The organism is Pararhizobium sp. O133, assembly GCF_051669845.1.
In the GTDB taxonomy this organism is placed as follows: Bacteria; Pseudomonadota; Alphaproteobacteria; order Rhizobiales; family Rhizobiaceae; genus Pararhizobium.
Map to the genome: position 1 here is coordinate 293,853 of NZ_CP196426.1, position 17,492 is coordinate 311,344.

14 protein-coding genes are annotated in these 17,492 nt (G+C 61.5%); 4 read left to right on the forward strand and 10 right to left on the reverse strand.

Translation table 11 applies throughout. The annotated features are described in order from the left end of the window. Window positions 1–6 precede the first annotated feature (6 nt). The 10 genes from ACST81_RS01415 to ACST81_RS01460 all read right to left on the reverse strand — a co-directional run bounded on the left by ACST81_RS01415 (window position 7) and on the right by ACST81_RS01460 (window position 12,922). Window positions 7–1,503, reverse strand: a complete 1,497-nt coding sequence (locus tag ACST81_RS01415) for an aldehyde dehydrogenase (protein ID WP_438751025.1) — start codon at window positions 1,501–1,503, stop codon at window positions 7–9. Between the two features lie 64 nt (window positions 1,504–1,567). Beyond that, window positions 1,568–2,695: a zinc-dependent alcohol dehydrogenase family protein gene (locus ACST81_RS01420; RefSeq protein WP_438751026.1), complete on the reverse strand. Its 1,128-nt coding sequence runs from the start codon at window positions 2,693–2,695 to the stop codon at window positions 1,568–1,570. Between the two features lie 52 nt (window positions 2,696–2,747). Further along, entirely contained in the window at window positions 2,748–4,244 is a 1,497-nt protein-coding gene (locus ACST81_RS01425; protein ID WP_438751027.1) for a sugar ABC transporter ATP-binding protein, read from the reverse strand. Further along, complete coding sequence (locus ACST81_RS01430) at window positions 4,241–5,341, reverse strand: SMP-30/gluconolactonase/LRE family protein (protein WP_438751029.1); 1,101 nt, start codon at window positions 5,339–5,341, stop codon at window positions 4,241–4,243. The genes ACST81_RS01425 and ACST81_RS01430 overlap by 4 nt, the downstream gene beginning before the upstream one ends. Further along, entirely contained in the window at window positions 5,322–7,460 is a 2,139-nt protein-coding gene (locus ACST81_RS01435) for an ABC transporter permease (protein ID WP_438751030.1), read from the reverse strand. Before ACST81_RS01435 ends, ACST81_RS01430 begins: the two co-directional genes overlap by 20 nt. 78 nt (window positions 7,461–7,538) lie before the next feature. Further along, on the reverse strand, window positions 7,539–8,567 hold the full coding sequence (locus tag ACST81_RS01440; protein WP_438751031.1) for a sugar ABC transporter substrate-binding protein: 1,029 nt from the start codon (window positions 8,565–8,567) through the stop codon (window positions 7,539–7,541). Window positions 8,568–8,608: 41 nt separating this feature from the next. After that, window positions 8,609–9,577: an ABC transporter permease gene (locus ACST81_RS01445; RefSeq protein WP_438753321.1), complete on the reverse strand. Its 969-nt coding sequence runs from the start codon at window positions 9,575–9,577 to the stop codon at window positions 8,609–8,611. A 282-nt stretch (window positions 9,578–9,859) separates the two neighbouring features. After that, window positions 9,860–10,645, reverse strand: coding sequence for a glucose 1-dehydrogenase (locus ACST81_RS01450; RefSeq protein ID WP_438751032.1), 786 nt, complete (start codon window positions 10,643–10,645; stop codon window positions 9,860–9,862). Window positions 10,646–10,751: 106 nt separating this feature from the next. Then, on the reverse strand, window positions 10,752–11,693 hold the full coding sequence (locus ACST81_RS01455; RefSeq protein ID WP_438751033.1) for a LysR substrate-binding domain-containing protein: 942 nt from the start codon (window positions 11,691–11,693) through the stop codon (window positions 10,752–10,754). An 89-nt stretch (window positions 11,694–11,782) separates the two neighbouring features. Next, on the reverse strand, window positions 11,783–12,922 hold the full coding sequence (locus ACST81_RS01460; protein WP_438751034.1) for a CaiB/BaiF CoA transferase family protein: 1,140 nt from the start codon (window positions 12,920–12,922) through the stop codon (window positions 11,783–11,785). A gap of 240 nt (window positions 12,923–13,162) precedes the next feature. Between ACST81_RS01460 and ACST81_RS01465 the strand changes: the two genes are divergently transcribed. The 4 genes from ACST81_RS01465 (at window position 13,163) to ACST81_RS01480 (ending at window position 17,462) form a co-directional block, all read left to right on the forward strand. Next, complete coding sequence (locus tag ACST81_RS01465; RefSeq protein ID WP_438751035.1) at window positions 13,163–13,996, forward strand: HpcH/HpaI aldolase/citrate lyase family protein; 834 nt, start codon at window positions 13,163–13,165, stop codon at window positions 13,994–13,996. Beyond that, entirely contained in the window at window positions 13,993–15,351 is a 1,359-nt protein-coding gene (locus ACST81_RS01470) for an MmgE/PrpD family protein (RefSeq protein ID WP_438751037.1), read from the forward strand. Before ACST81_RS01465 ends, ACST81_RS01470 begins: the two co-directional genes overlap by 4 nt. Before the next feature lie 105 nt (window positions 15,352–15,456). Continuing rightward, a complete protein-coding gene (locus tag ACST81_RS01475) occupies window positions 15,457–16,611 on the forward strand; it encodes an acyl-CoA dehydrogenase family protein (protein WP_438751038.1) in 1,155 nt (384 codons plus the stop codon). A gap of 11 nt (window positions 16,612–16,622) precedes the next feature. Beyond that, on the forward strand, window positions 16,623–17,462 hold the full coding sequence (locus ACST81_RS01480) for an FAS1-like dehydratase domain-containing protein (RefSeq protein ID WP_438751039.1): 840 nt from the start codon (window positions 16,623–16,625) through the stop codon (window positions 17,460–17,462). Window positions 17,463–17,492 lie beyond the last annotated feature (30 nt).

A 17,492-nucleotide genomic window follows, 5' to 3' on the forward strand; every position in this document is an offset into this window, starting at 1 on the left:
ACCTGATTAACGCATAACAAACGGATTTGGCACGTCCTTGTTGAAGGCGAGCCAGACGCTCTTGGTTTCCAGGAAATCATAGATCGCATCCTGCCCGCTCTCGCGGCCAATGCCGGAATTCTTGAAGCCGCCAAAAGGCATCATGTAGGAAACCGCACGGTAGGTATTGGTCCAGACCGTGCCGGCACGCAAACGCTTGGCAGCGGTGAAGGCGCGGCCCATATCGGACGTCCAGACACCGGCGGCAAGGCCGTAAGGCGTGTCGTTGGCGATGTGATAGGCTTCCTCGTCGTCACTGAACTTGATGACTGACAGCACCGGGCCGAACACCTCTTCCTGGGCAATGCGCATATCGTTGCGGACGCCGGAAAATACGGTCGGCTCGATGAACCAGCCGTCTCCGCATTCGGGCCGGTTGGCCGGCTTGCCGCCCATCGCAACGGTCGCCCCGTCGGATTTCGCCATATCGATCATCGACAGGACGCGCTTGAACTGCGGCTGCGTCGTGACGGGACCGACCTGCGTGCCCATCTCCATGGGATCGCCCATCCTTGCCGTGCGGGCAAGTTCCAGGAATTTTTCCAGAAACTGGTCATGGATCGTTTCATGCACGAGAAGCCTGGACCCCGCGATGCAGGTTTGGCCGGTCGCGGCAAAGATGCCGGACACCACGCCCTTGACGGCATTGTCGAGATTGGCGTCGGGAAAGACGAGTTGGGCCGATTTGCCGCCAAGCTCCAGCGTCAGCCGCTTGAAATTGCCGGTCGCCTGTTGCGCGATACGACGACCGGAAATCTCGCCACCGGTAAAGGCGATCTTGTCGATGCCGTTATGGGTCGAGATCGCCTCGCCGACATCCTGGCCGAAACCGGTGATAACATTGACCACGCCCTTGGGAAAACCGGCCTCCTCGACCAGCCGCATCAGTTCCAGCGTCGAAGCGGAGGTAAATTCGGACGGCTTGATGACCATGGTGCAGCCGGCCGCCAGCGCCGGCGCCATCTTCCAGGTGAGCAGCAGAAGCGGTGAATTCCAGGGCGTGATCGCCGCGACGACGCCGACCGGTTCGTGACGGGTGTAGGTAAACATGTCCGGCTTGTCGATCGGGGGAACGCTGCCCTCGACCTTGTCGGCCATGCCGGCGAAATAATAGAACCATTGCGGAATATAGCCGACCTGACCACGCATCTCCGCGATCAGCTTGCCGTTGTCGCGCACTTCGGTCGTGGCCAGACGGTCAGCATCGCGGGCGATGAGATCGCCGAGCCGCCGCAGCAGATGGCCGCGCTGGGTGGCGTTGAGTTTCGACCATTCCCCCTTATCGAAGGCCCGCCGGGCAGCCGACACGGCGCGGTCGACATCGCGCGCATCGCATTTCGGCATCCGGGCCCATACCTTCGCCGTGAACGGATCGTGGGATTCGAATGTCTCGCCCGATTGCGCGGCGACCCATTCGCCATCGATGAAACAGAGAAAGTCGGTGATGCCTTCGGGTCTGGCCATGTCGGTCACTCCATATGTCCTGCAACGGTCGCGACGGCCCGGAAAAGGCCGGCGAGAAAGAAAATCAGTCGAACTCGACGATCTGGCGCACCGCCGAACCATCGGCCAGCCGGTCGAAACCTTCATTGATGTCGTCGAGCCGCAGGCGGTGCGTCAACAGCTTGTCGACCGGCAGCTTGCCGCGTTTGTAGAGGCCAAGGAAACGCGGAATATCCCGCGAAGGCACGCCGGAACCGATATAGCTGCCCTTCAGCGTGCGCTCTTCCGCCACCAGCGTCACGGCCGGCAGTGACAGCATGGCCTTCGGATTGGGCAGGCCGGCGGTGATCGTGGTGCCGCCACGGCGGGTGATGGCATAGCCGAATTCCAGTGCCTTGACCGAACCGGCAAACTCCATCGCAGCCTCGACCCCGCCGCGCGTGGCTTCCCGGACCTTGGCGACGACATCGGGGTCATCGGCATTGAAGGTGTGGGTTGCGCCCAGTGCCTTGGCGAATTCCAGCTTGGAATCGAGCCTGTCGACGGCGACGATCGTTTCGGCGCCGGCGGCGGCCGCACCGATGAGGGCTGCAAGCCCGACACCGCCGAGCCCGATGACCGCCGTCGATCCGCCGGGCTTGACGTCGCCGGTGTTGAAAACGGCGCCCGCGCCCGTCAGCACCGCGCAGCCGATCAGGCCGGCAATGTCGAGCGGCACATCGCGGTCGACCTTGACCAATGAGCGGCGCGACACGGTCGCATATTCGGCGAAGGAAGACACGCCGACATGATGGTGGACCTTCTGCCCCTTCCAGTGCAGCCGGGTCGTGCCGCCCAGCAATTCGCCATGGCCGTTGGAAACGGCTCCGGGCTCGCACAGTGCGGGGCGACCTTCCGAGCAGGGTGCGCAATGGCCGCAGCTTGGTACGAAAACGAAGACCACATGATCGCCGGGCGCGAGATCATCGACATAGGGACCGACGTCCTCGACGACGCCGGAGGCTTCATGGCCGAGAACCATCGGCACGGGGCGCGGCCGGTTGCCGTCGATGACGGAGAGATCGGAATGGCAGAGCCCGGCAACGGCGATCTTCACCAGGACCTCGCCCGGTCCCGGGCCTTCCAGTTCGACCTCCCGCACCTTGAGCGGCTGGCTCTTTGCATAGGGACGTTCGAGTCCGATTTCTTCAAGGACAGCTGCCCTGATCTTCATTGTTCCATTCCTCATTCCACCGGGCGGCCCGGCATTTCAACGCGCCGGCGGCTCAATGAACCGCCGCGTACATGATCTTTTCCTCGGTCGCCTCCTCCGTCGAGAATTCCTCGACCACCCGGCCCTGTCGAGAAACGAGGATACGATCGGCCAGATTGAGGATTTCAGGCAAGTAGGAAGAAATCACCACGACCGCGAGACCGGCATCGGCCAGTTCGTTGATGACCTGGTGCAGTTCGGCGATGGCCCCGACATCGACTCCGCGTGTCGGTTCATCGAAGATCACCAGCTGAGGCTTCTGTATCAGCGCCTTGGCGATCACCACCTTCTGCTGGTTGCCGCCGGAAAGTTCGATGACGCGGGCATTGCCGTCGATCGCCTTGACGTTCAGCCGCCTGGTCCAGTCCTTGGCAAGGTCCATCATCTCGGAATGCGACACCACGATGCCCCTGTTGAGATCGGCGGACAGCAGGTTCAGATAGATGTTTTCGGCGATCGACTTGGTCTCGAAGAAGCCTTCGATCTTGCGATCTTCGGTGACATAGACGATGCCATCCTTCACGGCCGGCCGCGGCACCCGGTAGCGCACGGATTTACCTTCCAGCCGAACCTCGCCGCCATGGAAGAAATCGCGCTTCACCACGCCCGAGATGATCTTCGCCGTCTCGGTGCGGCCCGAACCAATCAGTCCGAAAATGCCGGTAATTTGTCCGGCATAGACGGAAAACGAGGTGTTGCGCACCATCTTGCCCATGGAGAGGTTCTGCACCGACAGCACCTTGTGACCATATGGGCGGGCCTTGCGGGTCTTGTCGCGGCTATAGAGTTCGGCAGAGAGAGAGCGCCCGACCATCGATGCGATGATCTTGTCGCGATCGAAGGTGCCGGCGTCGTCGGTGATCACGTGCTGGCCATCCCGAAGGATGGTGATACGGTCCGAGATCGCCAGCGCCTCTTCAAGAGCGTGGCTGATGAAGATGATCGACACGCCCTCGCGCTTCAGCCGGTTCACCAGCGAGAAGAAATGGTGCTTCTCCTCCGGCGTCAATGTGGCGGTCGGCTCATCGAAGATGATGACCCTGGCCTTGTGGTGCACGGCGCGCGCGATCTCGACCATCTGCTTTTGCGCCGCGCCCAGTTGCGAGACGTAGAGCGTCGGATCGACACCGAAATTCAGCGATTGCAGGAATTGCTGGGCAGCAATGTAAATGCCCCGCAATCGGTTCAGGAACTTCTCGTTTCCGAGATAGATGTTCTGGGCCACGGTCAGCGAGGGCACCAGACTGGTTTCCTGAAACACCATGGCGATGCCCTTGCCGAGCGCATCCGCCGGCCGGCCGAACGTCATCGGCTCGCCGTTGAAGACCACCTCGCCCTGCGTCGGTTCATAGACGCCAGCCATGATCTTGGTCAGGGTGGATTTGCCGGCGCCGTTTTCTCCGAGCAGCGAATGCACTTCTCCCGGATACAGGGTGAAGTTGACATTCCTCAACGCGGCGACGCCGTAAAACTCCTTGGTAACGTTCTTCAGTTCGAGAATGGGGTTCATCTCACTTGCCCTTCCGCAGGCAGCGCGACGGCCACCACCTCATCGCCGCCCTTTGCCGTCACCCAGAGCTTTCCTGCCGCTTCGAGCGCCGAGGTGATGCCATGGCGACGACCACCGGCGCGGCTGTGGAAGCTGCGCAAGGGCACGAAATCGGCGCTCAGTTCGACAACAAGGCCGTAGGAGCGCGTCGGCGCCCAAGGCTTCAGAATGCCCATCTGCTTGAGCGCGCCGCCCTGCATCGGTTCACGAAACGAATAGCCGCTGCGTAGCGCCGGGGCGATCCAGAATTCCTTGTCGACCTCCGCCATCATCGTCCGACGGTAGGTCGGTTCCCGAAGGACGAATTCGATCAGCTGGCTGCGGGGTGCAAAGATCGACAGCCAGTAGCCGCCCCGCGCGGAGTGGCTGATGCGCGCGGGATAACCGGGCAGATCCTCGATCACCTGTCCAGCAATCCGGCCGGCCGGTGTGAGCCGCACGAGCCGCTTCTGCCATGCTTCGCTGACAATGATATTGCCGTCCGGCGCAAAGGCGATGCCGTTCGGGTAGGAGAGCCGATCGGCAAGTTTGTCGGCCTTTCCACTCGCGGGATCGAGCCGCCAGATCGACCCGGTCTGGCCACCATCAAGCAGGTCGCGTTGCCAGTCATCGAGACCGTTCTTCGATGAGCCGATGGCGACAAGCAGCGTGCCATCATCAGCGAAATCCATGGCGGTGATGCCGGTCCAGTCCTGATTGCCGCCGGAAAGCCCGGTAGCGTCCTGCCCTGCGGTATCGGTAAAGACGACGGTTCGACCGGTCGCCGCCGCCAGAATGCCGGTCGATGAAGCCGCAAGTGCGGAGATTGGCGCGCCCAGTGTGCGGAATGCCATCCCAGGCCCGCCGCACGGTGGTTGGCGATGGAGATCGGCGCCGCTGGAATAGACGAGCCCGTCTCCGGTTGCGACAAGATTGTCCGGTGCTGAGACACGAAGGCCGAGTGCGGCATCTTCCAGCAGGTTGTTGGGCTTCAGCGCTCCATCGAGCGGTGGCACGGTGACCGCTGCCTCGCCTCGTCCGAGGAAGCGATCGACGAAATTACGCAGCGCGTTCGTCATCGCGGCCTCCCCAATAATTGCTGTAGCCGGACCAGGCGTCGTTTCTCCCCTCGAGCCGGATACGGCCGATACGGTTGTTGGTGATGCCGCCGAGATAAAGGTAGCCCTTGTGTTCGCGCATGGAGGTGATCATCGGATGGTTTTCAGCACCCTGATCCCAAAGCGATTCCAGGACCTCGCCCTTGTCATTGAAGCGGATGACGCAGCCGATATTGAGGTTTGGATAGAGCCATTGATCCGGTGCGATACGGCGGGCCATGCGCTTGCGGAAGCCCGGCATGCGCAGCGCCACGTCGAGCGCAGGCGAACGCATGCCCATGATCGCCGCCCAATAGGTGCCGTCGGACGCGCGGTTGATGTTGTCCGGATAGCCGGGAAGGCGATCAAGCACTCGCTCCAGCGTACCCGCCTTTGGGCCGCTGATGTAATAGCGGTTGATGCGGCAGGCCCAGCTTTCGGCAAACAGGATCGATTGGCCATCGTGCGCGGTACAGACCCCGTTGGGGAAAATCAGGTTGCGCAGCGCCGTATGGGTCTTGCCCGTCTTCGGGTCGTGGCAGATGATCCGACCATTGCCGCGGCTTTCCAGCGCGTCGACCGGCCAGTCATGCATCTCGTAGCGGATCGTGGCTTCGGAAAAGAAGATTCGGCCATCGGGCGCAATATCGAGATCGTCGGCGAGCCGGAGACGGGAATCATCGACGATCGAGAGCTTCGAGCGGTTGGTCTCGTCCGTAACCTTCGTGACGTTGCGATCGCGGTCGATCTTGTAGAGCCCCATGCCGCCGACGCAGACGACGAGGTTCTTGTCCCTGTCCCAGCTCATGCCGAGGGGCGAGCCGCCGATATGGGCATAGACTTCGTGGGACGTGTAATCCGGCGGGGCGAAACGCACGATATCGCCGTGCCGCGTGCCGCAATAAAGATAGTCCTCATCATCCAGGATGACGTCTTCTGGCGATTCGACCGCCGCGAGGCCAATGATCTCGACATGCTTGAGCCGGTCGTTGAGCGCAAAGGCCGTACCGGAATCTTCGCTTGTGGCAACCGGTTCGGGAAGCTCGATATAGGTGGGCGAGACATAAACCTTGTTCAGCAGCTTGTCGCGGTTCTTGAGCCAGCGCACATCGACGAACACGGCGAAGATCAGGGTCAAGCCGAGCACCATCGGGCCGGAGCCGGAATTGAGCCCGAGACGCAGCACGCCACTGGTCATGATCAGCACGATTACCGCGCCGATCAGTGCCTTGACGATCGACCCGCGGCCGCCACCGAGGCTGTTGCCGCCCAGCACAGCCGCAGTGAGGGCCGAAATTTCAAGGCCCATCCCGGTATCTGTGCCGGCGCCCGAAAGCCGGGCGGCATAGAGCACGCCTGCCAGCCCACAGAGCATGCCGGAAATGGTGTAGGCGGCGCAGACCGTGCCGCGAACAGAAAGGCCGATATTATGAGCGGACCGGCGCGAGCCGCCGATCGCCATCAGCCGCCAGCCGGGACGCGAGCGGGTCAGCAACACATGGCCGACAACCGCGACGACGACGAGCACGCAGAATGAGAAGGGAACGCCGAAGAAACCGCCGAGGCCCATCAGGTCCCACAGATCGGACTGGTAGAAGCTCATCGACATTGCCTGGGCATATTTGAGCAGCAGCATGTCGACCACCGCACGAACGATGATCAGCGTTACCAGCGTGGTCAAAAAGGCACGCAGCCTCAGATAGCCGATCAGCACGCCGTTGAGCAGGCCGACCGAGCCACAGATCAGGATGACGGCGGGCACTGTCGTCCAGACCGACCAGCCGGCGAGATTGAGCAATGCCAGCGTCATGAAGTTGCCGAGCGCGAAATTCGAGCCAACGGAAAGATCGATGCCGCCGACGACGATGACGACCATCATGGCAATGCCGACCAGCGCGAACTCACCGAGCTGGCGCGAGGTAATCGACAGGTTGCTGGCGGAAAAGAAGTTCGGGATCAGCGCGCCGAACACGGCAATCACGCAGATCAACACCAGGAAGGGGATGGCATTGTCGATCCATTTCTTGGAGAGAATTTCTCCGATCACATGGTCTGGAATGAAGCGGTATCTCAGCTTCGTTAGGTTGCTCGCCGATGCCAAGACATGCCTCCTGCTGCGAATTCGATAAGAACGAAATCAGTGGAGCATGGCCGGAATCCGGCCATGCCGTACTCGATATCAGCGCAAGATCTTGGCGTATTGCTGGGGATCCCAGCAGCTGCCTTCCTTGACGTCTTCCTTGGTCATGACGCGGGTCGGCGAATAAATCTGGGTCTTGATCGCACCGGCGCCCTGATTATTCTGCAGGGCGATCATGATCGAGGTCCAGGCGTCGCGGCCCATGCCCGGCGCGTTGTAGTTGATCGCCGCCGAATAGGTGCCATCGGCGAGGCCGTCGCACATGCTCTGCGCGCCGCCGCCGGAGGTGATGAAGTAGACCTGGCCCTGCTTGCCGGCCTGCTTGATGGCAGCGCCCGTGCCGATGCCCTGGCCATCCCAGACGTCGATCACGCCGCAGAGATCAGGATGTTGCTGCAGGGCCGTCTCGGTGATCGCGCGGGCCTTGGAGGCATCCCAGTCGGCTGCCTGGCTCGAGACGATCTGGATTTCCGGGTGCTCGTTGAACACCTTCATCATGCCCTGGACCTGATAATAGCTGACGCCGCCGGTGAGTACGCCCTGGACGATCGCTACCTTGTGCGATGTCTGTGTATCGGCGCCGCACTTCTTCAGCATCATGTTGGCCGCCTGCTCGCCCATGGCGATGAAGTCGGGGCCGACGAAGGCGTCGGTCTGGACCGCGCCCTGCATGTTGAGCTGCACGACGACAATGCCTTCGGCATTGGCCTGCTTGAGCAGGCGGGCCAGCGACTGCATATCCGGGTTCTGCGTCACGATCACATCGGGATGCTCGGCGATGAGCGCGGTCATGCCCTGTGCCATCGCATCGGTGTTCCAATTGGGATCCTGCGACGAGAAGCTCATGCCGTAGCGCTCGGCTTCGGTCTTGACTACGCCACCCCAGGCCTGCGCCAGGTCGAAACCGATCGAGATCGGCAGATAGGCGATCTTCTTGCCGGCCAGTGAACTGATCGCGGGCTCGCGATACGGATCGTTCATGTCATCGGCGGCCCCGACGGCGGATGCGCCGATAGCCAGAGCGACCGCAGCAGTTGCTGCCAGTTTTACCAAACCATTCCTACCCATATTTCACTCCTCCTAAGTGCATGATTTAATTTTTGTTATGCTTAGATATCGCCCTGTTGACCCGTCTGTTCGTCGCGCGGATTGACGATGCTGTCGACGACGATGGCCAGCAGAAGGATCAGGCTCTTGATCACGTTCTGCACCGTGTACTGGACGTCCATGATGGTCATTCCGTTCATCAGCACGCCGATCAACAGCGTGCCGACGATGACGTTGCGGACATTGCCGCGCCCGCCCGACAAGCCGACGCCGCCGAGCACCACGACCAGAATGACGTCGTAGATCATGTTGGAATTGACGATGCGGGTGTTCATCGCCTCGACCGAGGTCGCGGTGATGATGCCGGCGACGAAGGCGATGCCGCCGGAAAGCACGTATTGCAGCACCAACATCGGCCTGACCGCGATGCCGCTGATGCGCGACGCCGCCAGATTATCGCCGATCGCATAGACGAAGTTGCCGATCTTGGTGAACCTCAGGAACAGGAACACGACCAGCGCCATGCCGGCGGCAACGATGATCGGCATCGGCACGCCGAGAAGCTTTCCCTGCCCCAGGCTGACGATCCAGCCCATGGTTTTCGGCATATAGACGACGTCGGTGCCGACAATCAGATGCGCGCGACCGAAACCATAGACGAAGGTGGCCATGGCCAGCGTCGCAAACAGCGGCGGGATTTCGGCATAGGCAACGAGGATACCGGTGCAGAGCGCGATACCGAGGGCAAACAGAAGCCCGATCGTCAGCGCCGCATAGACCGGCAGGCTCTCATGGATCAGCTGCATCGACCACGCGACCGAAATCGCCATGACCGCCACCAGCGAAAGATCGATACCACGACCGAGAACCACGATCAGCATGCCGAGCCCGAGAATGCCGAGCACGGCGACACTGCGCATCAGCGACAGGATGTTGTTTCCGGCAAGGAAGTTGTTGAGCGTCAGCGAAAAGACGACGAACAGCAAAGCCGTCAGCAGCAGGACGATCTTTTCCTGATTGAGATGGCGCATGAAACCCAGGCTACGCACGTCTGTCCCCTCCCCTTCGCTTCGGCGGAATATCCGGCCTCCCGCAGCATGGCATTAACTGGCTTTTGCGGGCTTTGAACCGTCGCTCCTCCGCGACGAATTTCAATGGAAGCTACTGTAAAGAATATGGAAATCCCAGCAGTTGAAATGAACTATAGCAGCAGGTCGTATTAATTAAATTATCAAATTGCGTTAAGCGCCATACAGCGATGTTATGACAGAGGCCTGCACCTTTCGGCCTTTCCGGCGTCGCCGCAACCATCGTCATATCGTTCGACCGCCATCGACCGGCAACAGCACACCGGTCACGAATTCTGCCTCGTCGGAAGCGAGGAAAAGGGCTGCATTGGCGATGTCGGCGGGTCGCGACAGCCGGCCCATCGGTATCGTCGCCAGGAACCGGCTGCGGTTTTCCGGCGTGTCCGCCACGCCCATGAAACTTTCCAGCAGGCCGGTTTCGCCCAGCACCGGGCAGATGCAGTTGACGCGGATACCGCAGGGCGCGAGTTCCACCGCCATCGATTGCGACAGGATGTTCACGGCGCCCTTGCTGCCATTGTACCAGGTAAGCCCCGGTCGCGGCCGGATGCCAGCCACCGAGCCGATATTGATGATCGTGCCGCCGCCGTTTGCCTGCATCGCCGGTACGACGGCCTGCGTCATAAGATAGATCGACTTGACGTTGACGCGGTATACGCGGTCGAACGTCTCCTCATCGACATCGAGCATGGGCTGGTTGCGATGTGTCCAGCCGGCATTGTTGACGACGATATCCGGCGTGCCGAAATGCCGGGTGACCTCTTCCACCGCCCGTTCGACCTCAGCCCTGTCGCCGACGTCAGCCGATGTTGCGAAGGCATTTCCGCCAATGCTGTCCGCCACGCGCTTTGCCGCATCCACCCGGATATCGAGAATGGCGACGCTGCCGCCTTCCGCGGCAAACAGTCGGGCGATGCCTTCCCCGAAGCCGCCGCCGGCGCCTGTCACAATCGCCACCTTGCCCTGCAGCCGGCCTCCGGCCTGCGCCCTTGTCGCGGTCTCCTGGTTCACGGCAAATCCTCCCCTTGCGCGTTTCGATGGCGCGACGTTGAGGCGAGGCAGGCCATATTTCAAAGAGAATATTCAGCTTGCAGCTATAGTCTTCTGCTATGGCTGATCAGCGAAGCGCCCTGGCGCCGCTCCATTGCCCTGTGGCGGCCAGTTCGAGCAGCGTATCCCGGCAAAGCGTCTCGATTGCCGCGACGGCATTGGTCATCGGGCGATCCGCGGGATGGACGAGGTGGACGTCGCGCTTGAGCTCCGGCTTGCTGATCCGCCAGGAGCGCAGCCGTCCGTCGCGAACCTCGCGGGCGATCGCATTGAACGGCAGGATCGAGTACCCCATGCCCTTTTCCACCAGCTCCTTGATATTGCCGTAGGAATCGACGTCGATCACGGTGTTCAGATCGAGATTGCCGGCGGAGGCCTCCCGTTCGAGCAGTTCACGCAGGCCATGGCTGGAGCTCGGCAGGATCAACGGCAGCGGCGCGACCTGCTTCAGCGTCACCTGCCCGAAGGCCGGCGTCTTCACATCCTCCATCGGCGTGACGGGACCCAACAGGCAAAGCTCTTCGGTCAGAACCGGATAGGATGTCAGCACCCGGTCCTCGACCGGTATATAGAGCACGGCGATATCGACACGACTCTCCCGGATCCATTCGGTGATGAAGCCGCTCATCGCTTCCGCGATTCGCAGCTTGATCTTCGGGTATCTCTTGCGCGCGGCGATGATCAGCGGAACCGACAGGATCTGGCTGATCGTGCCGGGCAGGCCGAGACGCACTTCCCCGGCAGGCTCGGCCTCATGTCCGCGGATTTCTTCCTGCACAATCGAAAACTGGTCGATAATGATGCGGGCGTTGCGCAGCAGGATTTCGCCGGCCTCCGTCGCCATCACCCCCTGCGGGCTGCGAAACAGCAGCGCGGTGCCGAGATCGGCTTCCATGTTGCGCACATGCAGGCTAAGCGCCGGCTGCGCCACGTTGAGCGTCGCTGCCGCCTTGGAAAACGACCCCTGCTCGACGATGGCCACGAAATAACGAAGCTGGCGAAGATCCACCCCATCCTCCCAATATTATCTTATAGCGAATATCCTCGTATTCGCTTTTTATTATAGATGGAGAAGTGTGTGGCCCGTCAAGCGCGGTGTTACACGGCCGCCTGCAAGGCGGAAAATTCCTGACGGATCCGCGCCGTGTCGGCACCCAGCGCGGGGACGGCACCGAAGGACGGCACGACACCATCGGCAAGTGCTCCGGGGGCCATCAGCCGCACCGGGCCCGTTGGCGTATCGACGGACATATATCGGTTCTGCGGATGGGCCGCGACATCTTCCAGCGTGCTGACCCTGCCATAGGCGATGCGCGCCGCATGCAGACGTTCGGCCATGACATCCCGTGCCACCGAGCCGAAGCTCGGCACGATTTCAGCATCAAGCGCCTCGCGGTTTCGCACCCGTTCGCTGTTGGATGAAAAGCGGGCGTCGAGGGCCAGATCCGCGCGGCCAAGCACATCGCGGCAAAACATCGCCCATTCCCGCTCGTTCTGGATCGAAAACAGCACCGACTTGCCGTCCGCGCAGACATAGGAGCCATAGGGGGCAATGGTCGGGTGATTGAGGCCGCTGCGCGCCGGCGTCTTGCCGCCATAGGCAAACTGGAGATAGGGCACGTTCATCCAATCCGACAGGGCATGATAGAGCGACACGGCGATATGCCGTCCCTCGCCGGTGGATGCGCGCGCGATCAGCGCCTGCAGAACGGCCTGAGTCGCCGTCATGCCCGCGGCGATATCGCAGACCGAGACACCGACGCGTGCCGATCCATGCTCATTGCCGGTGATTGCCGAGAGTCCGCTTTCGGCCTGAACGAGCAGGTCATAGGCCTTGAGGTCGCGCAACGGTCCTTCATCGCCATAGCCGGAAATCGAGCAGGTGATCAGTCGCGGATTTTTCCGGCGCAGTGCCTCCGGCCCGAAACCCAGTCTCTCGACGGCCCCCGGTGCCAGATTCTGGATGAAGACATCGGCACGGCTGATCATGTTCATCAGGATCGCACGGTCTTCTTCCTGCTTGAGGTCGAGACAGACGGACTCCTTGCCTCGATTGAGCCAGACGAAATAGGCGCTCTCGCCGTGGACGAGCTGATCATAGTCGCGGGCGAAGTCCCCTTCGGGCCGCTCGACCTTGATCACGCGCGCCCCGGCATCCGCCAGCTTGCACGACAGATAGGGCGCAGCAACCGCCTGCTCGACCGATACGACAAGCACACCTTCAAGATCTGGTTTCATTGCTCTCCGCCAGCCATTTGCGCATTTCGTCAGAGGCTGCTTACCTCAGCTTTGGCGGAGCATTGCCGATTTTCGTCATCACATCAAATAACAGACTAATGTGGAGGCTATACAGCAATGTTATCGGAAGGGGTGGCCGGGATCATACGCGCAAACTATGGACCCGCGCGCAAAATTGTATTGGCGGACCGTAGGATAGCCGACCAGAATGCCGTCAAAACATCCCCTTGATGGATCGTCATGCCGCCCAATATCGCCGACCATGCCCTCTTTCTTTTCGTACCTGCCGACCGCCCCGATCGGGTCGCCAAAGCCAGCGCCTCCGGGGCGGATGCGATCATCATCGACCTCGAAGATGCCATCGCGCCCGCTGCCAAGCCGATGGCGCGGAAAAGCCTCGGTGATGGGCTGGCGGGAGGACTGCCCGCTTTGCCGGTGTTCGTGCGGATCAATGGCGTCGGCACGCCCTGGCACGTTGAGGACCTTGTTGCAGCATCGGCACTCGACATTGATGGCGTGCTATTGCCGAAGGCGGAAACGGCCGCCGATCTGGAGGCTGTGCGCGCGAATCTGCCCTCCGGGATGGCGGTGCTTGCCATCGTCGAATCGGCGAAAGGTCTTTCAAACTGCGATGCGATCGCCGAAGCAAGTGATCGCATCATCTTCGGATCGCTGGATTTCGCCGTCGATATCGGCGCGAAGCACGACCGCGAGGCGCTGCTGATGGCGCGCAGCCGCATTGTGCTTTCCGCCCGTCTGGCCAACAAGCCGCCGCCGATCGATGGCGTGACGATGGCGATCAAGGACGAAGCGATCGTCGAGGATGATGCTCGCTACGGCGCTTCCCTAGGCTTTGCCGGCAAGCTCCTCATTCATCCTGCGCAGGTTTCCCCGGCCCGCCGTGGTCTTGCACCCAGCGATGATGAGGTCGCCTGGGCATTAAGGATTACCGCCACGGCCGGTGATGGCGCCGCCCGCGCGGTCGATGGTCTCATGATCGATGCGCCGGTGCTCGCCCGTGCCCGCCAGATCGTCCGCGCCCACCAACGCTTTGCGAACGGAACCCCGACATGACCGGCATCACCGAAACGCTCGCCCGCTATGCCGCCGACCTTGCCTATGCCGACCTGCCACCAGATGTGCCGGTGCGCGCCAAGCATCTGACGATCGATCTTGTCGGTAGCATCGTCCGCGCCGGCCAGGAGGCGGATTCGACGCCCAGCATTCTGGGTATGCTGAAATGCCTTGGCCTCGATGCACCCGGAAACTCGACGGTTTTCGGCCTGTCGCGCTGCTATATTCCCGCAACGGCCGCGCTGCTCAATGGCGCGCTCGGCCATTCGCTGGATTTCGACGACACCCATGCCGACAGTTCGCTGCATCCGAGCGCGCCAGTCGTCCCGGCCGCCTTTGCAGCCGCCGAACTTGTCGGTGCATCCGGCAAGGATCTGCTTGCCGCCGTTGTTGCCGGTTACGAAGTTTGTTGCCGGCTTGGCAACGCGCTCGATCCAACGGCGCATTACGCGCGTGGATTCCATCCGACCGCAACCGCCGGCACATTCGGCGCAGCCGCTGCGGCTGGCAGGTTGCTTGGGCTTGATGCGGCGGGCATCGCCTCGGCCTTCGGTATCGCGGCCAGCCAGGCGGCCGGCTCGCTGCAATTTCTCGTCAACGGCGCCTGGAACAAGCGTTATCAGGTGGGCGCGGCCGCGATGAACGGGCTGATTGCCGCCACTCTCGCCAGCGAAGGTTTCATTGGCGCGGCCGACGCCATCGAAGGCAAGCACGGCCTGCTCGTCGGCTATACCGACAATCCCCGTCCCGAACGGGCCGTCGCCGATCTCGGCACGGTCTATGAAACGATGAAAATCGGCATGAAACCCTATCCAGCCTGCCGCTACACCCATGCGGCCGTTGATGGCCTTCTGGTGTTGAAGCGCGAAAATGACTGGGCGGTCGCCGATATTCTGGGTGTGGACATCGGCCTGCACAAGAATGGCATCGTGCTGACAGGAGCACCGCTCGAGGACAAACGACGGCCGAAAACCGTGGTCGATGGCCAGTTCTCCATGCCGTTTGCCGCTGCGGTCGCGCTCTATCAAGGCAGTTTCGGCTGGGATGATTACGCGCTGCTCGGCAACCCAGATGTCGAAGCCATCACGGCCCGCGTCGATGTTCGCCGCGATGAGCGGCTCGAGGGCCTGCGCCACCCCTTCGGCGCCCGGATCGCCGTGCGTACGGCATCAGGCACGGTCGAGCGCAACATTCCTGATCCATCCGGCGAGCCGGATACCTTTCCGGCAAAGACCGAGATCGAGGCAAAGTTCATGACGCTGGCGACGCCGGTGCTCGGCAACGCCGCATCGTCTCTGTTCTCACGGCTGGAGGGCATTGAAGCCCTGCGGGAGATCAGGGAAATCGTCGCCTAAGTCATATCTTTTCCATATGATGCGCCTCACCAATCTGTATTTGTGGTTATAGCATCGAACTCCTAAAGTTCGGCTCGCCATCCCTTCCTATCGAGAGGAAAAGACGTGCCGATTCAAGACTATGCCGAGATCCGCGAAGAAGTTGCCAAGCTGTGTGCGGGGTTTCCCGGCGAATATTGGCAGAAGCTGGAGCGGGACAGCGCCTATCCGGCCGAGTTCGTCGCGGCATTGACCGAGGCGGGCTATCTCTCGGCGCTGATCCCCGAGGAATTCGGCGGTTCCAGCCTGCCGCTTTCGGCAGCGGCGGCCATTCTGGAGGAAATCCAGCGCTCCGGCTGCAACGGCGGCGCCTGCCATGCGCAGATGTATATCATGGGCGCGATCCTCCGGCATGGCAGCGATGCCCAAAAGCAGAAATACCTGCCGAAGATCGCCACCGGTGAACTGCGCCTGCAGGCCTTTGGTGTCACTGAGCCTTCGAGCGGGACAGACACGACGTCGCTCAAGACCTTTGCCCGGAGGGAAGGCGATCACTATATCATCAATGGCCAGAAGATCTGGACCTCCCGCGCCGAATATTCCGACCTGATGCTGCTCTTGGCGCGCACCACGCCAAAGGAGCAGGCGGCGAAGAAGACCGACGGGCTTTCGGTTTTCATTCTCGACATGCAGGAAGCCCGCAAGGCCGGCATGACCATCCGGCCGATCCGCACCATGATGAACCATGCCACGACCGAAGTGTTCTTCGACAATGTGAAAGTACCGGCGGAAAACCTGCTGGGCGAGGAAGGCAAGGGATTTCGATACATCCTGTCCGGCATGAATGCCGAGCGCATCCTTATTGCCGCCGAATGCGTCGGCGACGCGAAATGGTTTATCCGCAAGGCAAGTGACTACTCGAAGGAACGGATCGTCTTTGGCCGGCCGATCGGTCAGAACCAGGGCGTGCAGTTTCCCATTGCCCGCGCTTATGCACAGATGCGCGCGGCCGGACTGATGGTTCAGGAGGCTGCCCGGCTTTACGAGCAGGGCGAAAATTGCGGTGAGGAAGCCAATATTGCCAAGATGCTGGCGGCGGAGGCCTCCTGGGCTGCGGCCGAAGCCTGCGTACAGACCCATGGCGGCTTTGCCTTCGCCGAGGAATACGACGTCGAACGCAAGTTCCGCGAGACGCGTCTCTATCAGGTGGCGCCGATCTCCACCAACCTGATTCTCAGCTTCATCTCCGAGCATGTGCTCGGCATGCCGCGTTCCTATTGAGAGAACTTTCAATGACCGACGTCGATATCGATTACCTCAGAAGCTGGATCGGTCGCGAGCGCAGCGTCAGCGACGTCATAACGCCACGCCTTGCCGCGAGCCTCGATGCCGTTCTCGACATCGACCGGGTTGCGACACCGGGCGCACCAGCCCCGATCGGCATTCACTGGTGCCTTGCCCCCGATATCGTGCCGATGCGCGGCATCGGGGCAGATGGACATCCTGCGCGCGGCAATTTCCTGCCGCCGGTGCCGTTTCCGCGGCGCATGTGGGCCGGTGGAGAATTGACGTTTCTCGGAGATTTCCGCATTGGCGACGACGTCTCGCGCGTCTCGACCATCGAAAACGTCGAGCTGAAAACCGGCCGCAGCGGTCGCCTGATTTTCGTCACGGTGCGGCATCGCTATGTAACGCCCCGTGGCCCGGCGCTCGATGAGAGGCAGGATATTGTCTACCGGGAGCTTGAAGGCACGCCGCGCGCACCCGAGCAGGCCCCTCCCCTCAAAGTTGGCGATCAGACGCGGCATGTCGAGGCAAGCCCGTTGCTGCTCTTCCGTTACTCGGCCATTACATTCAATGGCCATCGTATTCATTACGATCAGCCCTATGTCACCGGCGAGGAGGGTTATCCGGGCCTGGTCGTGCACGGGCCGTTGCAGGCGACGCTTCTTCTCGGTCTTGCCAGCGAACACCGCAACGGCGGCTTGCCTGAAACCTTTGCGTTTCGCTCGACCCGACCGCTCTTCAGCGGCGGCAGGATTTCGCTCCATGCTGTCTTGGAGAAAGGCCAGACCTCGGCCTGGATCGCCGACCAGCAAGGCAATGTGACAATGGAATCCCTCGTTTCATAGGGAATGCCATTTCGCGATCGCGGTGTATGA

Excerpts from the sequence above, each read along its gene's own strand:
- ACST81_RS01440 (WP_438751031.1), bottom strand. The coding sequence starts at position 8,567 with ATGGGTAGGAATGGTTTGGTAAAACTGGCAGCAACTGCTGCGGTCGCT.
- ACST81_RS01415 (WP_438751025.1), bottom strand. The coding sequence starts at position 1,503 with ATGGCCAGACCCGAAGGCATCACCGACTTTCTCTGTTTCATCGATGGC.
- ACST81_RS01465 (WP_438751035.1), top strand. The coding sequence starts at position 13,163 with ATGCCGCCCAATATCGCCGACCATGCCCTCTTTCTTTTCGTACCTGCC.
- ACST81_RS01460 (WP_438751034.1), bottom strand. The coding sequence starts at position 12,922 with ATGAAACCAGATCTTGAAGGTGTGCTTGTCGTATCGGTCGAGCAGGCG.
- ACST81_RS01480 (WP_438751039.1), top strand. The coding sequence starts at position 16,623 with ATGACCGACGTCGATATCGATTACCTCAGAAGCTGGATCGGTCGCGAG.
- ACST81_RS01445 (WP_438753321.1), bottom strand. The coding sequence starts at position 9,577 with ATGCGCCATCTCAATCAGGAAAAGATCGTCCTGCTGCTGACGGCTTTG.
- ACST81_RS01420 (WP_438751026.1), bottom strand. The coding sequence starts at position 2,695 with ATGAAGATCAGGGCAGCTGTCCTTGAAGAAATCGGACTCGAACGTCCC.
- ACST81_RS01425 (WP_438751027.1), bottom strand. The coding sequence starts at position 4,244 with ATGAACCCCATTCTCGAACTGAAGAACGTTACCAAGGAGTTTTACGGC.
- ACST81_RS01470 (WP_438751037.1), top strand. The coding sequence starts at position 13,993 with ATGACCGGCATCACCGAAACGCTCGCCCGCTATGCCGCCGACCTTGCC.
- ACST81_RS01430 (WP_438751029.1), bottom strand. The coding sequence starts at position 5,341 with ATGACGAACGCGCTGCGTAATTTCGTCGATCGCTTCCTCGGACGAGGC.